Genomic DNA, 14,916 nt, shown 5'->3' on the forward strand with positions numbered 1-14,916 from the left:
ATCCGGCGAAACACAGGTGCGGGAGGGCAGTTCGTGCCGGATCATGGGCGCCATGTCAGCAGACCCGCAGGACGCGCTGCCGATCCGGCTCAATGTCGACGACAGCGACTCACCGTCGGACGTCGTCGACGCCCTGTTCCTCGGACGGTTCGCCTCCGGAGAACAGCCGTACTCCCAGAGCGTGACGATCGAGCGGGTGAAAGCGGAAGCCACCCTGCTGCCGCCCGCCGCGAAGGTGCTCCGCTCGGCCCGCGACACCGACCGCAGCGCCACCCTCGCCGAGGGCCCGGACTGGACGGTGCTCGTCTCCCGTTGGAGCCGGGGCGCCGACGTGACGGTCACCGCCGTCAGCGACGAGGTCGCCGCCCGGGTGCTGCACGCCGCCACGGACGGCGCCGAGGACGAACCGGAACCCCAGCCCGAGAACGTGACGATGGGTTTCTGGTACGTCTCCCCGCGCCGCGGCCCCTACCGCACGACCCGGCAGATCTCCGCGGGCACCTGGCCGGAGGTCCGGCCGAACTACACGGCGCCCGTCGCGGCGGCGATGGACCGGCTGATGAAGGTCACCCCCGACGACATCGCGGGCCGGCTGCTCCTGCTGCACGGACCGCCGGGCACCGGCAAGACCTCCGCGCTGCGCACGTTGGCCCGTTCGTGGCGGGACTGGTGCCAGGTCGACTGCGTCCTGGACCCGGAGCGGCTGTTCAACGACGTCGGCTACCTGATGGACATCGCGATCGGCGAGGACGAGGGCACGGCCAAGGGCCGCTGGCGGCTCCTGCTGCTGGAGGACTGCGACGAGCTGATCCGCGGCGAGGCCCGGCACACCGCCGGGCAGGCGCTGTCACGGCTGCTGAACCTGACGGACGGTCTGCTGGGCCAGGGGCGCAACGTCCTGGTGGGGGTCACCACCAACGAGGACCTGGAGCGGCTGCACCCGGCGGTGGTGCGGCCGGGGCGCTGCCTGGCCCGTATCGAGGTCGGCCGGCTGACCCACGGGGAGGCGGTGGACTGGCTCGGCACGGGCGAGGGCGTCTCCCGCGAGGGTGCGACGCTGGCCGAACTGTTCGCCCTGCGCCGGGGCACCGGCCCGGCGGCGCTGCTGCCCGCGCAGCCGTCCTCGGAGGCCGGGCTGTACCTCTGAGCCGCCGGGTCCTTGACGATCCGCCGCGGCCCCGAACCGCCGCGACCCCCGATCCGCCGGGCCGTCGCGGCGTTCCTACCGCCCGTAGCGCGCGCGGAGCGCGGTGGTGGCCGCGCCCAGGGCCTCCGCCTCCGTCAGGCCCAGCCGGTGGGCCCGTTCGGCGTACGCCTGCGCGGCGGTGGCCGCCTCCCGGGAGGAACCCTCCGCCGCCGCGACGAAGGTGCCGTTGCGGCCGCGCGTCTCGATCACCCCGTCGGTCTCCAGCGCCCGGTAGGCCTTGGCGACCGTGTTCGCGGCGAGCCCCAGCTCCTGCGCCAGCCCCCGTACCGTGGGCAGCTTGAAGCCCGCGGGGAGCTTGCCGGACCGGGCGCGGTCGGCGATCTGCGCGCGCAGTTGCTCGTACGGGGCGGGGGCGCCGGCCGAATCGTCGATCCGGATCTTCAAAGGTGTCGTGGTCGAGGTCACGCGGCCGATTCTCCCCCATCGGCCCCGCGCGGCGGCGAAATTGGGGGGCGGTCGCGGCGGGCGCGCCCGTACCGTCCCCGGCATGACCCTTCTCATCCGCGATCTGCGCCCCGGTGACCCCTCGGACGCGGGGGCCGTCGTCCGCGTGCGCCGGGCCGCGCTGCCGTTCCTCGTGACCACTCCCGCCGCGGTGGCCCACGAGCTCTCCGCCGCGCCCGCCGCCAAGCGGCACCGGCTGCTGCTCGCCGAGACCCCGGACGGCGTGGCCGTCGGCACCGCCGAGGTGGGGCTCGTCCTCGACAGCCCGGAGCCGGGCCATTCGTACGTCAACGTCTACGTCGACCCCGCGCACCGGGGGCTCGGCGCCGGGGGTGGGCTGCTGCGCGCCGCCGAGGAGCACCTGGTGGCGGCGGGCGCGGTGGACACGTACGCGTGGGTGCTGGACGAGCCGGCGCACCGGGCCTTCGCCGAGCGCCGCGACTACCGGCCCGGCCGCTCGGCGCACTTCCTGAGCCTGGACCTGACGCGGGTCCACCTGCCCGCGCTGCCCGCGACCCTGCCCGCCGGGGTCGAACTGCGCCCCGGCTCCGCCTTCGCCGCCGACCCCCGGCCGCTCTTCGAGGCCGACGCGGAGGTGTCGGCGGACGAGCCGGGGGACGTACCGGTGGAACTGGACGACTACGAGGACTGGCTGGCGGGCGTCTGGCGGGATCCGACCCTGGACCACGAGCTGACCACGGTGGTCCTCGTCGACGGGGCGGTGGCGGCGTTCTCGGCCGCGCGCACGGACGGCGCCACCCGCTACGGCTCCGCGATGACCGGCACCCTGCGCGCCTTCCGGGGCCGAGGCCTGGCCAAGCTCGCCAAGACCGACTCCCTGCACCGGGCCCGCGCGGCCGGCTACATGCGGGCCTTCACCGGCAACGACACGGGGAACGAGCCGATGCTCGCGATCAACCGGGGGTTCGGATACGAGATCTGCGCCACCGAGACGCGCCACATGAAGACCCTGGAGGCATCGCGTTGAGCGACGAGGACTGGACGATCACCCTGACCAAGGCGGGCCGCACCAAGATCCGCTATCCGGCGACCCGGATCTCCGACGACGGCGACCGGATCTCGCTCCGCGCCCGCTGGGCCGGCGAGGGCGTACGGGACTTCGGCTTCGTACGGTTCGAGCCGGGCGACGTGTTCGTGGAGCACTACTGGCGCACCCGCTGGTACGCGATCAAGGAGGTACGGAGCGGCGCGGGCACCCTGAAGGGCTGGTACTGCGACGTCACGCGCCCGGCCCTGGTGCGCGCGGCGGAGATCCTGGTCGACGACCTGGACCTGGACCTGTGGGTATCGGCGGACGGCCGCGACATCCTGCGCCTGGACGAGGACGAGTTCGAGCAAAGCGGCCTGACGACGACCGACCCCGAGTCGGCAGCCCAGGCCCAAAGCGCCCTGGAAACCCTGCACGCCCAAGCCCACACCCCCCGGGGCCTACCGGCCCTCCTCGACGGCGGGCCAGGGGGGATGGAATGAGCACTGCTTGGTTGGTGCTGGCCCTGGGCGAGAACCGGGAGCACGCCGGGAACGACGGATACGACGACGACCCGGCGGAGCACTACAGCTGGGACAGCACCGTGCAGAACCACGCGCGCATCGCACAGGGCGATGTCATCGCCCTGTGGGACAGGAAAGAGCTGATCGGGATCTCCGTGATCGAGGCCATCGATACCGGCAGCACCGAGAAGACCCTGTACTCATGCCCGGTGTGCAAGAAGGCCGACATCAAGCGGCGCATAAAGGAAAGGCCCACCTATCGGTGCGGCAAGTGCGGGGCTCTCTTCTACGAACCGGCAAGCAGGACGAAGACCGTGACCACGTACCGGTCGCGCCACGGCGCGGCCTGGGTCAACGGGCGGGGGTTGTTGTCCGGGTCCGAGTTGCGGGCGCTGTGCGACTCGCCCAACTCCCAGCTCAGCATGCGTTCTGTCCGATGGGACAGGTTGCGCGACGCCCTGGCGGCCACGGGGCGGGCCCCGGATCTGCGTGCTCTTGGCCGGGAGCGCCCACTGGTGATCCCCGGTGGGCACAAGGTGGCGACGGTTCGGGTGCGGGTCGGACAGGCCTCGTTCCGCGAACAGCTCCTCAGCGAACACGGGGCGGAATGCGCGTTCACCGGTCCGGCTCCCGCGGCCGTGTTGGAGGCTGCGCACCTTTACGGGTACGCCGCCACGGGTGAGCACCACGTGTGGGGTGGTCTGCTGCTCAGGCGGGACCTCCACCGGCTCTTCGACGATGGCCGGCTGGCGATCGACCCGGTGACGGGCCGTATCAGTGTGGACCCTGCGCTGTCCCCCTACCCGCTCTACTGGGAGCTCCACGATCGACTCCCGACGGCCACGCTGCGTGCTGAGCACCGCGGATGGCTGACTTCCCACTGGAACCAGCACCGTGCGAAGGCGTGACGCCGTCGACAGCTCGGGCAGGTGCGACGAGCCTGCGTCCTGCTTCCTGAGCCCTTGCTTACCGCTTCCTTAAGGGGGGCCTAAGGATGGGCCGCGGGGGCTCGGATCAGGGGGAACGGCGCGGCGGGGCGGTTAGGTTGGCGGGGCCGGGAGAGGGCGGTACGGCGTCGGGGTCCCGTCGGGGGGCGGCGTCGCACCGCCCGTTCCGTCCCGTCGGCGCATCCATGACCTGTCTCGAAGGAGATCCACCCATGCCCGCACGCAGCCGCCGCCGCACCGCCGTCCGTATCGCCGCCGTGGGACTGGGCCCGCTCGCGGTGGCCGCGTACGCCGCCGGGCCCGCGGGGGCCCACGGTTCGATGACGGACCCGGTCAGCCGGGTGGCGGCCTGCTACGCGGAGGGTCCGGAGTCGCCGAAGTCGGCGGCGTGCAAGGCGGCCGTCGCGGCGAGCGGGGCGCAGGCGTTCTACGACTGGAACGCCGTGAACATCGCCAACGCGGCCGGCAAGAGCAAGTCCCTGATTCCCGACGGGCAACTGTGCTCGGCGGGCAACGGGAAGTACAAGGGCCTGGACCTGGCCCGCGCCGACTGGCCGGCGAGCCCGATGACCTCCGGCGCGCACACCTTCCGCTACAAGGGCACCGCCCCGCACCGGGGTTCCTTCGAGCTGTACGTGACGAAGGACGGCTACGACCCGTCGAAGCCGCTGAAGTGGTCGGACCTGGAGCCGGCTCCGTTCGCGAAGGTCACCGACCCGGGCATGCAGAACGGCGACTACGTCTTCACCGGGACGGTGCCGAAGAAGAGCGGCCGCCACCTGATCTACAGCGTCTGGCAGCGCTCGGACAGCCCGGAAGCCTTCTACACCTGCTCGGACGTGGTCTTCGGCCGCCAGGGCGATGGAGGCAGTAGCGGTACGGGGGCCGCCGCCCCGAGTACGGTTCCCAGTGCGGCCGGCCGGCCGAGCAACGCGCCGAGCACCGCGCCCACCGCCGAGGCGCCGACGGACCAGCAGATCGCCGACGGGGCCGGCAAGTCCTCGGTGGAGCACAACGGGCACGGGGACAACGACCCCAAGACCAACGGCTCGGCCGCCGGCACGCCGATCGCCGGCGCCCCGATCGCCGCCGCGCCGTCCGCCGCCGCGCCGTCCCCGGCCGGGGCCAAGGGCGACAATCTGGCGGAGACCGGCGGCAGCGGCGCCACCCCGGCGATCGCGATCGCCGGGGCCGGCGCCCTGGCCGTCGGTGCGGCCGTGCTGTTCGCGCTGGCCCGCCGCCGGGTGACGGCGGGCCGACACGGCCGCTGACCGACGTCGTGCGTCGTCAGTCGAAGACCGACGCGCAGGTGGTTCGTTCCGCGTGGGCCGGGTCGAGGGCGTTGAGCGCCTCGTGCCAGGCGATCCGGTCGGTCAGGCCGATGGTCACGTGCTCGGAGAGGTCCAGCCCGCACAGGTCCTGGAGCAGCACGTTGCGTACGTTCGGCCCGTCGAGGAATTGCGTCCGGTACGGGGTGACCACCTCGTCGTAGCGGGTGGCGATGACCGTGTACTTCACGCCGGGCACGGTGTCGCCGCCCTCGTTCAGCTTCGTCTGGAAGGGCGAGCCGGCGATCTGGTCGGCGAGGCCGGGGGTGGCGGAGCTGATGAGGTCCTCGGCGCCGGGGAAGTAGGGCAGGAGCTTGGTCAGGCCGAGCAGGGTGGTGCCGTGGTTGTCGGGGGCGAGTCCGACGAGGGCGTTGACCTTGTCGGCGCCGCCGAGGAACTTGAGGTAGTAGCGCGGCATCATGCCGCCCTGCGAGTGGCCGACGATGTCGACCTTCGGGGCGCCGGTGGCGGTGCGGACCTTGTCGACGAAGGTCGCGAGCTGGCCGGCGGACTTGTCGATGGGGCCGAGCCCGTGGAAGAAGGGGACGCCGGGCAGTTGCCCGTAGTCGAGGGAGTAGACGCAGTAGCCGCGGTTGACGAGGTAGGGCGCGAAACCCAGCCAGTTGTCGACTGAGTTGCCGAAAGTCCCGTGGACGAGGACGACGGGGCGCGGGTGCGCGGCGGACGGCTTGCAGGACCAGTCGTTCCAGCCGCTGCTCGGCGCCGAGGCGGCCTGCGCGGCGCCGGTGGGGGCCATGACGGCCGCCGCGGCGAGGGTGAGTACGGCCAACGGACGGAGCAGGCGTCTCCAGGGCAGCATCGTGTGATCTCCTTGCGGGTCAAGGGGAATGCGTGGGGGTTTCAGCCCGTGATCCGGATCACAAGGGGTGCCGCTGTGGCTAAATTACGGTCGAGTAGCAAGAGTTGGAAGTTACGCGGCGGTAAAAAATCGTGTGTCGAGTCCGCTCCGACCGATGCTCCGGCCGGGGTGGACGCCCGCCCGAACCCGACGTGAGGTGAACGGCTGTGCAGAGCCATCCGGGTGCCGGAACCGCCCTGGCCACCCCGCCCGCCCTGGCGGCCGACCCGCTGGTCGCGGCCGTGCTGCGGACCGCCGTGGAGGTGTTGCGGCCGCGGGCGGAGGACACCGCGCGGTCGGGAGTGCCCGCCTCGCACCTGGACGCGTTGGCGGCGTGCGGCGCGTACGGCCTGGTCGGCTACGGGCCGGCGGCCGACAGCGGGCTCACGCCGCGTCAGGTGACGCGGGAGGTGCACGAGGTGCTGGCGGCGGTGGACCCGTCGACGTGGTTCGTGTGGACGCAGCACGTGCCGCTGGCCAAGGGGCTGCTGAAGGCCGCCGGTCCGGCGGGCGAGCGGCTGCGCGAGGCCTGGCTGCCGGCGTTGACGGGCGGGAGGCTGCGGCCCACGGCCGGTTTCGCGTTCCTGCGCCATCCGCGTCCGCCGGTGACGGCGGAGCGGGTCTCCGGCGGGTGGCGGCTCACGGGGCGGGTGCCGTGGGTGACGGGCTGGGGGTTGGCGGACAGCCTGTTCGTGGGGGCCGTCACCGGGGCCGACGAGGTGGTGTTCGCCTTGGTCGACTGTGAGCCGGGCAACGGGCTGGAGGCCGTCGCGGGCGCCCCGTTGTGGGCGATGGACGGTACGCACACGGCCGCCGTGGAGCTGCGCGACGTCCACGTACCCGACGCCCGGGTGCTGGGGCGCGAGCCCCGGGCCGACTGGATCCGGGCGTACGACGAGGAGAACGCGGACGCCCAGCCGGCCGTCTTCGGCCAGCTCCGCGCCACCGCCGACTACCTGCTCCGATCGACCCCGTACGAGGAACTCGGCCTCCGGGTCGCGCGGAAGGCGGCCGCCCTGCGCGCCGAGGCCTACGGGCTGCGGGACGAACTCCCGCCCGGCGAGGGGGCCGAGGCCCGCCTGCGGCTGCGGGCGGCGGCGCTGGACCTGGCCGTACGGGCGGCCGCGACCTGCGTGGCGGCGGCGGGCGGCCGGGCGATCCAGTACGGGCACACGGCGGGCCGGTTGTCACGCGAGGCCCAGTTCCACCTGATCCAGGCCCAGACCACTCCCCTGCGGACGGAGACGGCCCACCGCATCCTGGCCGACCTGGACGACTGACCGCCCCTCTCGCAGCTCGCACCGGGGCGAGTGAGCCGAAGGGGCGCGCCTGGGGAACAGCGAAGAGCGCCCGGAGGAAACCGTGAGGAACGAACGGTTTTCGAGGACGCACGGCGCTGTGAGTCAGGCGACGGCGCCCCGGAGGCGAACCGAGCCCCCTGAGAACGTCGCCGCCGGGCGGACCGTGCCGGGGCCGAAGCGGGCGTTGGCGCGGTCGACGGCGGCTTCGACGGTGAGGCGGGATTCACGGGCGGCGTCGAGGGAGAGCTGCCGGGTGACGGCGCCCGCGCCGGTGAGGTCCTCGGCGCGCAGGACCATCCCGGCCAGCCGGGCCCGTTGGAGGCCGGCGGCGTCCATCAGGCGGTAGGCGAGGGCGCGGAGGTCCTCGTCGTGGGCGGAGGGTTCGGTGAGCCGTCGGGTCTTCTCCCAGCGGGTGCCGTCCGCGAAGCGGAGGGACAGGGTCAGGGCCCGTGCGGCCTGCCGGCGCCCGCGCAGGTCGGCGCCGAGGCGGACGACCAGGGTGAGCAGGGCGGCTCGGGCGTGGGGGCCGTCGAGTTCCTGGCGGCCGAAGCGGGTCCGGACGGTCGCGGAGGCGGGCAGGTCGCGGGGGGTGACGGGGCGGGGGTCCAGGCCCCGGGCGCGTTCGACGACGAGTCGGCCGGCCCGTTTTCCGAGGATCCGTTCGACCACCCCGGACGGGACCCGGGTGAGCGCGCCGACGGTGTGGAGCCCGTAGGCGCGCAGGGCGTCGGCCTGTCGGGCGCCGAGTCCGTCGAGGGCCTCGACGGGCAGGGGCGCGAGGAAGTCGGCCACGGCCCCGGCGGGTACGGCGAGGGTTCCGCCGGGTTCGGGGACGCGGGCGGAGGCCATGGCCGCCACGGCCCGGGTGGCGGCGACGCCGATGCGGACGTCGGTGCCCAGCCGGGCGACCGTACGCAGGCGGACGACCTCGGCGATGCGGGCGGCGTCGGAGCCGAAGTACCGCTGGGCGCCGCGGACCTGGACCAGGGCGGCGCGCGGCGGCAGGGCCTGGACCAGGGGGGAGAACTCGCGGAGGAGTTCGAGGACCTCGCGGTAGCCCTCTTCGGTGAGGGTGGGGGCGCAGCGCACGTGCAGGATCATCCGGCGCTCCCGGGGCTGGAGTGCCAGAGCTTGCGTCCGGTCGCGGCGCCGTCGCCGGCGGGGCGGAGGTCGGCCCAGGGGTTCATCTCGTAGCCGGTCGGGAGGTGGATGCGGCGGCCGGTGTCGACGCCGTCCCGGGTGTGGTGCGGCTGTTCGGCGAGGCGGGCGGTGACGGCTTGGAGGCCGTCGCGCCCGCGCAGTTCGGCGAGTTCGGCGAGGTTCCAGGCGGCGGCTCCGACGATGCTGAGGCTCTGCGGGCCGCGTCGCTGCACGACTCCCCGTACGAGCAGCAGGAAGGAGTGGAAGACGGTGTGCGCGCAGGCTTCCTGGCTGTCGTCGAAGAAGGCCAGGTCGACCAGGCCGGTGCCGTCGTCGAGGGTGGTGAAGATGACGCGGCGGCCGGAGCGGATCGGCGGGGTCTGGGTGGCGGCCTTGGCGCCGGCGACGAGGACGGTCCGGCCGTGCGCGGTGTCGCGCAGTCGGCGGGCCGGGGTGACGCCGAGTTCGGTGAGGAAGGCGTGGTGGTCGCCCATCAGGTGGCGCGAGGTGTCCATGCCGAGGACACCGAGTTCGGCGCTGAGCCGTTCGGCGTCGGTGAGGTCGGGCAGGCCGACGGGGGCGGTGGAGCGGCCGCCGCCGAGGGGGAGTTGGGTGCCGCCCCGGGCGGTGGCGGCGCGCTGGGCGCCGTGGAGTTCGCTCAGGTGCAGCAGCAGGTCACGGCGGTTCGCGCCGAAGGCGTCGAGGGCTCCGACCTGGGCGAGGCGTTCGGCGACGGGGCGGCCGGGGTGGGCGCGTTCCCAGAAGTCGCGCAGGGAGGCGTAGGGCCTGCCGGCCTCGATGCGCAGGGCTTCGGCCTCGCCGATGCCGTGGACGTCGGTGAGGCCGAGGCGCAGGCCCCAGCGCTCCGGCGGACCGGACACCAGTTCGATGCGGTGGGCGACCGCCGAGTGGTTCACGTCCAGCGGCAGGACCGGTACGCCGCGCCGGCGGGCGTCCGCGAGCAGCAGCCGCTTGGGGTACATCCCGGGGTCGTGGGTGAGCAGCCCGGCGTAGAAGGCGGCCGGGTGGTGGGCCTTGAGCCAGGCCGACTGGTAGGTGGGGACGGCGAAGGCCACGGCGTGCGCCTTGCAGAAGCCGTAGCTGCCGAAGGCCTCGACGATCTCCCAGGTCCGGGCGATCACCTCGGGGGTGTAGCCCTTCGCGGTGGCGGCGGCCGCGAACCAGGCCTTGATCCGGCCCTGGGAGTCCGGGTCGGACAGCCCGCGCCGCACCCGGTCGGCCTCGTCGCGTCCGCAGCCGGTCATGACGTGCACGATCTCGATGACCTGTTCGTGGAAGACGACCACCCCGTAGGTCTCGCGCAGCGCGTCGGCCAGGTCGGGGTGCGGGAAGCGGACGGGGGCGCGGCCGTGCCGGGCCTCGATGAAGGGGCGCACCATGTCGGCGGCGACCGGGCCGGGGCGGAAGAGGGAGATGTCGACGACGAGGTCGTGGAAGGCGGTCGGCTGGAGCCGCCCGACGAGGTCGCGTTGGCCGGGGGATTCGATCTGGAAGCAGCCCAGCGTCTCGGCGGAGCGGATCAGCTCGTACGTGGGCCCGTCGTCCGGCGGCACCTGCGCCGGGTCGTCCAGGTCGAGCTCGCGGCCCTCGGCGCGGCGCAGTTCGGCGACGGCGTGGGCCATCGCGGACTGCATCCGCACGCCCAGCACGTCGAGTTTGAGCAGCCCGAGGTCCTCCACGTCGTCCTTGTCGAACGGGGACATGGGCAGCCCCTCGCCGCTGGTGGGCACCACCGGGGTACGGGCGAGCAGCGAGGCGTCGGACAGCAGCACCCCGCACGGGTGCATGGCGATCCCGCGCGGCAGGGCGTCCAGGGCCTCGACGAGGTCCCACATCCGCGCGTACGCCTCCTCGTGCTCCCCCCGCTGCTCCTCGCGGATCTCGCGCAGCTCGGGCAGTTCGGCCAGGGCGGCGCGGGCGTCGCGGGCGCGGATGTGCGGGAAGGCCTTGGCGAGGCGGTCGACGGCGGCCGGGTCCATGGCCAGGGCGGCGCCGACGTCGCGGACGGCGTGGCGGACGCGGTAGGTCTCGGGCATGGAGACGGTGGCGACGCGTTCGGCGCCGAAGCGGTCGAGGATGCGGCGGTAGACCTCCAGGCGGCGGGCGGATTCCACGTCGATGTCGATGTCGGGCAGGACGCGGCGACGGCGGGAGAGGAAGCGTTCCATCAGCAGGCCGTTGGCGACCGGGTCGGCGTGGGCGATGCCGAGGAGGTGGTTGACGAGGGAGCCGGCGCCGGAGCCGCGGGCGGCCACGCGGATGCCCATCTCCCGTACGTCGTCCACGACCTGGGCGACCGTCAGGAAGTAGGAGGCGTAGCCGTGGTGGGCGATGACGTCGAGTTCCTCGTGCATCCGGTCCCAGTACGCGCGGTCGTGGGCGTGGCCGCGCAGCACCATGCCGGCCGTGGCGCGGGAGGTGAGGACCCGCTGGGCGGTGCGGTGCGCGGCGCCGACGAGGCGGGCCTCGGGGAAGTGCACGGAGCCGATGCCGAGGTCGTCCTCCGGGTCGACGGAGCAGGCCTCGGCGGTCTCGCGGGTACGGGCGAGCAGCCGGCGGGCGTCGGCGGGGCGCAGCCCGGCGGCCTCGGCGATGCGGTCGGCGGCCCACGCCATGGCGGCGGGGTCCTTGAGCCAGCGTTCCCCGCTGTCGAGGGGGCCCCTCGGGTCCACGGGGACCAGGCGCCGGGCCGCGTCGAGGACGTCGGCGACGGGGCCCTGGCCGGGGTCGGCGTAGCGGACGGCGTTGGCGAGGACGGCCGGGACGCCCTGCTCGGCGGCGAAGCCGACGGTACGGGCGGCCAGCCGCAGGGAGCCGGGGCCGGTGCCGGGGCGTCCGTGGTGGACGGCCTCCAGACGCAGGGCTTCGCCGTAGGCCTCCCGCCAGGGCGCGAGGAGCCGGGCGGCCCGGTCGGGGCGGCCGGCGGCGAGGGCGCGGCCGACGTCGGAGGCGGGGCCGAGCAGGACGAACACCCCGTCGCCGCCCAGCGCCTCGCGGGGCAGCAGCGGCTGCCGGGAGCCGGGGTCGAAGGCGGCGGCAGGGGTGGCCGGGGCGGGGTCCGACGCGGAGCCCCCGCCGCCCGGTCCGTCCCCCCGAACGGACCGGGCGTGGGCGGCGGTGACCATCCGGCACAGCTGCGCCCAGCCGGCGGCGCCGTCCCGGGCCAGGAACAGGGCCCGCGGGGCGGACTCGTCCACGAAGGCCCCGCCCTTGACGGGGACCCGGCGGCGGTACGAGGCCTCACCGGCCCCGCCCGGCGCGGGGCTCACGGCCGGCGCTTCCGCCGGGGCGGGTGCCACGGCCAGGTCCACGCCGAACAGCGGACGGATCCCGGCCTCGGCGGCGGCCTTCGCGAACCGCACCGCGCCCGCGAGGGTGTCGCGGTCGGTCAGCGCGAGCGCGTCCATGCCCCGCTCGGCGGCTCGTTCCGCCAGCCGCTCGGGGTGCGAAGCTCCGTAGCGCATGGAGAACCCCGAAACGGTGTGCAGATGCGTAAAACCAGGCACCCGCGGCCTCCTGCTTCGCTCGATCATCACCTCCCCCGCTCTCCACCATAGAGCAATTCGAATACCCGTGCGAAACACTTGTTCGATCATCCATTCGGCCCTTCCCTGCTGCGCCCGCCCCCCGCCGCGCGGAGCGTGAAGGCATGACCCAGCCCCAGCGCAGCACCGACGCCGGCCCGCCCGGCGGCTTCCTCGCCGAGGTCAAGGACGCCGTGACCACCCGGGCCGCGCTGCTGGTGGTGGGCGTCCTGGCCCTCCAGCTGGCCTTCGTCACCTCCTACATCGGCGCCTTCCACCACCCGAAGCCGCACGAGATCCCGATCGCGGTGGCCGCCCCCGTCGGCCAGGTCGCCGAACGGTCCGCGCGGCAGCTCGCCGACCTGCCCGGCACGCCGCTCGACCCCCGCGTGGTCGCGGACGAGGCCGCGGCGCTCCGACAGATCCGCGACCGGGACGTCGACGGGGCGCTGATCATCGATCCGACCGGGACGAGCGACCGCCTGCTCGTGGCGAGCGGCGCCGGAGCCTCCCTCTCCCAGGCCCTGGAGGAGGTCGTCGGCCGGGCGGAGACGGCGCGGGGGCGTCAGGTGCGGGTCGTCGACGTGGCCCCGGCCGACCGGGGCGACAGCCGCGGGCTGAGCTCCTTCTACCTGGTCGTCGGCTGGTGCGTGGGCGGCTACCTGTGCGCCGCGATCCTCGCGATCAGCGCCGGCGCCCGGCCCGCCAACGCGGCCCGCGCCGTCATCCGACTCGGCGCGCTGCTGGTCTACTCCCTCGCCGCCGGGCTGCTCGGCGCGGTCGTCGCCGGTCCGGTCCTGGGCGCCCTGCCCGGTTCCCTCGTGGCACTGTGGGGGCTCGGCGCCCTGGTCGTCTTCGCCGTCGGCGCGGTGACCCTGGCCTTCCAGGGGCTGGCGGGCGTGGTCGGCATCGGCCTGGCGATCCTGCTGATCGTGGTGTTCGGCAACCCGAGCGCGGGCGGCGCCTACGCGTATCCGCTGCTGCCGCCGTTCTGGAGCGCCATCGGCCCGGCGCTGCCGCCGGGGGCGGGGACGTACGCCGCGCGCTCCGTCGCCTACTTCCGGGGCAACGGCACGGCCGGCCCGATGCTGGTGCTGGCCGCCTGGGCGGTGGTCGGCGCCGCGATCACCGTGGCCTGCGCGGTCCGGCGCCGGGGCCGTCCCGGCGCCGCCGTGGGCAGCGGCCCGCCCGACGACTCCCCCGCCGCCCCTTGAACCCGTGTGCCCTTGTGAAGGATTTCCCAAGAAATGTGCCGTCGGGCGCGCCCTACCGCGTTCCGCGACCCGAGCGCACAATCACCCTGACGGTCGACGCCGAGCCACCCGAGGGAGGAACGCGTGCGCCGAGAAGTGCGCACCGCCGCCGGACGCGTTCTCATCGCGGAGCGCTGGGGCGACCCGGACGGCAAGCCCGTCTTCCTGCTCCACGGCATGCCCGGCAGCCGCCTGGGGCCCGCTCCCCGGGGCATGGTGCTCTACCAGCGGCGGATGCAGCTCATCGCCTACGACCGGCCCGGCTACGGCGGCTCCGACCGCCACCCGGGCCGCACCGTCGCCGACGTGGCCCAGGAGGTCGCCGCCGTCGCCGACTCCTTCGGCCTGGACGGCTTCGCGGTCGCCGGCCGCTCGGGCGGCGGCCCCGGCGCGCTGGCCTGCGCCGCGCTGCTGCCCGAGCGGGTGACCCGTACGGCCGCCCTCGTCCCCCTGGCGCCGCGGGACGCGGAGGACCTCGACTGGTTCGCCGGAATGGCCGCCTCCAACGTGGAGGAGTACAGCACCGCCACCGCCGACCCCGAACGCCTCGCCGCCCGGCTGATCCCCCGGGCCGCCGGCATCCGCCGCAACCCGGGCCGACTGCTGGACGAGCTGCGCCGGGAGCTGACCGCCAACGACCGCATGATCGTCTCCGACGCGGGGCTGCGGGCGATGCTGCTGCGCAACTACCGGGAAGGCGTGCGCACCTCCGCCTGGGGGTGGATCGACGACATCCTCGCCTTCAGCAGACCCTGGGGCTTCGACCCCGCCGACATCCGCTGCCCGGTGCTCATCTGGCACGGGGAGCTCGACGTCTTCTCCCCCGTCGGCCACTCCCGGTGGCTGGGGCGGCGCATCCCCGGCGCCACCACCACCATCGACCCGGCCGCCGCCCACTTCGCGGCGCTGCACGCGCTGCCCGACGTCCTCACCTGGCTGCTGCGCGAACTGCCCACCCCCCTGGACGAGCAACAGCCGGTCTGACGCCCCGGAAAATGGATCTTGTCGTGCGGCGAACGGCCGAATGCACGTCCTCGATAAATCCGCCGCGCTTTCCATGGAACGCTTGACCAGGCGTCATGTCTCGGTTGCCAATGGGGTGTGGACGAGTAAAGTCCACGCTTGACAGCAGCGACGCGCTGATGTCACTCCTCCCCTTTCACATGGCCTCCCCGAGGACGGTGTCGTGAACACTTCCGCTACCCCCCAGACCAGCACGGTCAAGGACCGCCGCGTCCCGCTCGCGAAGATCGATTCCCGTAGCGCCTCCGCCACCGCGGCACTCGGTCGCGTCCTCCCCTCGGAATCCGGTCGTCGCGTTCAGGCGCCGATCTTCAACTCCGCGCTCTGACGGCGAAGTCCGCCCCTACACTGGCGGAT

At 74.1% G+C, this 14,916-nt stretch carries 13 protein-coding genes; 9 read left to right on the plus strand and 4 right to left on the minus strand.

The window, feature by feature from the left end; all coding sequences use genetic code 11:
- The first annotated feature begins 52 nt into the window (after nucleotides 1–52).
- Nucleotides 53–1,147: a DUF5925 domain-containing protein gene (locus M4D82_RS07890; protein ID WP_249765350.1), complete on the plus strand. Its 1,095-nt coding sequence runs from the start codon at nucleotides 53–55 to the stop codon at nucleotides 1,145–1,147.
- A 75-nt stretch (nucleotides 1,148–1,222) separates the two neighbouring features.
- Here the strand turns inward: M4D82_RS07890 and M4D82_RS07895 are convergent, their stop codons facing one another.
- A complete protein-coding gene (locus M4D82_RS07895) occupies nucleotides 1,223–1,612 on the minus strand; it encodes a GntR family transcriptional regulator (protein ID WP_249765351.1) in 390 nt (129 codons plus the stop codon).
- Between the two features lie 82 nt (nucleotides 1,613–1,694).
- On the opposite strand from M4D82_RS07895, the gene M4D82_RS07900 reads away from it, so the two are divergent.
- From M4D82_RS07900 to M4D82_RS07915, 4 genes are all read left to right on the plus strand, one after another.
- Entirely contained in the window at nucleotides 1,695–2,639 is a 945-nt protein-coding gene (locus M4D82_RS07900) for a GNAT family N-acetyltransferase (RefSeq protein WP_249765352.1), read from the plus strand.
- Nucleotides 2,636–3,142, plus strand: coding sequence for a ribonuclease FAU-1 family protein (locus M4D82_RS07905; RefSeq protein ID WP_249765353.1), 507 nt, complete (start codon nucleotides 2,636–2,638; stop codon nucleotides 3,140–3,142). The genes M4D82_RS07900 and M4D82_RS07905 overlap by 4 nt, the downstream gene beginning before the upstream one ends.
- A gap of 14 nt (nucleotides 3,143–3,156) precedes the next feature.
- A complete protein-coding gene (locus M4D82_RS07910) occupies nucleotides 3,157–4,071 on the plus strand; it encodes an HNH endonuclease (protein WP_249771568.1) in 915 nt (304 codons plus the stop codon).
- Nucleotides 4,072–4,322: 251 nt separating this feature from the next.
- A complete protein-coding gene (locus tag M4D82_RS07915; RefSeq protein WP_249765354.1) occupies nucleotides 4,323–5,381 on the plus strand; it encodes a lytic polysaccharide monooxygenase auxiliary activity family 9 protein in 1,059 nt (352 codons plus the stop codon).
- A gap of 16 nt (nucleotides 5,382–5,397) precedes the next feature.
- Here M4D82_RS07915 and M4D82_RS07920 read toward each other — a convergent pair whose 3' ends face one another.
- Entirely contained in the window at nucleotides 5,398–6,258 is an 861-nt protein-coding gene (locus tag M4D82_RS07920; RefSeq protein ID WP_249765355.1) for an esterase/lipase family protein, read from the minus strand.
- Between the two features lie 206 nt (nucleotides 6,259–6,464).
- Here M4D82_RS07920 and M4D82_RS07925 point away from each other — a divergent pair, with 206 nt between their 5' ends.
- Entirely contained in the window at nucleotides 6,465–7,577 is a 1,113-nt protein-coding gene (locus M4D82_RS07925) for an acyl-CoA dehydrogenase family protein (protein WP_249765356.1), read from the plus strand.
- 123 nt (nucleotides 7,578–7,700) lie between these two features.
- On the opposite strand, the gene M4D82_RS07930 is transcribed toward M4D82_RS07925, so the two are convergent.
- Nucleotides 7,701–8,699, minus strand: coding sequence for a DNA polymerase Y family protein (locus M4D82_RS07930; protein ID WP_249765357.1), 999 nt, complete (start codon nucleotides 8,697–8,699; stop codon nucleotides 7,701–7,703).
- A complete protein-coding gene (locus M4D82_RS07935) occupies nucleotides 8,696–12,223 on the minus strand; it encodes a DNA polymerase III subunit alpha (RefSeq protein ID WP_249765358.1) in 3,528 nt (1,175 codons plus the stop codon). Before M4D82_RS07935 ends, M4D82_RS07930 begins: the two co-directional genes overlap by 4 nt.
- A 185-nt stretch (nucleotides 12,224–12,408) precedes the next feature.
- On the opposite strand from M4D82_RS07935, the gene M4D82_RS07940 reads away from it, so the two are divergent.
- The 3 genes from M4D82_RS07940 (at nucleotide 12,409) to fxsA (ending at nucleotide 14,887) form a co-directional block, all read left to right on the plus strand.
- Nucleotides 12,409–13,497: a YhgE/Pip domain-containing protein gene (locus tag M4D82_RS07940; RefSeq protein ID WP_249765359.1), complete on the plus strand. Its 1,089-nt coding sequence runs from the start codon at nucleotides 12,409–12,411 to the stop codon at nucleotides 13,495–13,497.
- 123 nt (nucleotides 13,498–13,620) lie between these two features.
- Nucleotides 13,621–14,520, plus strand: a complete 900-nt coding sequence (locus M4D82_RS07945) for an alpha/beta fold hydrolase (protein WP_249765360.1) — start codon at nucleotides 13,621–13,623, stop codon at nucleotides 14,518–14,520.
- Nucleotides 14,521–14,722: 202 nt separating this feature from the next.
- Nucleotides 14,723–14,887, plus strand: coding sequence for an FxSxx-COOH cyclophane-containing RiPP peptide (fxsA, locus tag M4D82_RS07950; RefSeq protein ID WP_249765361.1), 165 nt, complete (start codon nucleotides 14,723–14,725; stop codon nucleotides 14,885–14,887).
- Nucleotides 14,888–14,916 lie beyond the last annotated feature (29 nt).

The sequence above is a fragment of the Streptomyces sp. RerS4 genome, assembly GCF_023515955.1.
GTDB lineage: Bacteria > Actinomycetota > Actinomycetes > Streptomycetales > Streptomycetaceae > Streptomyces.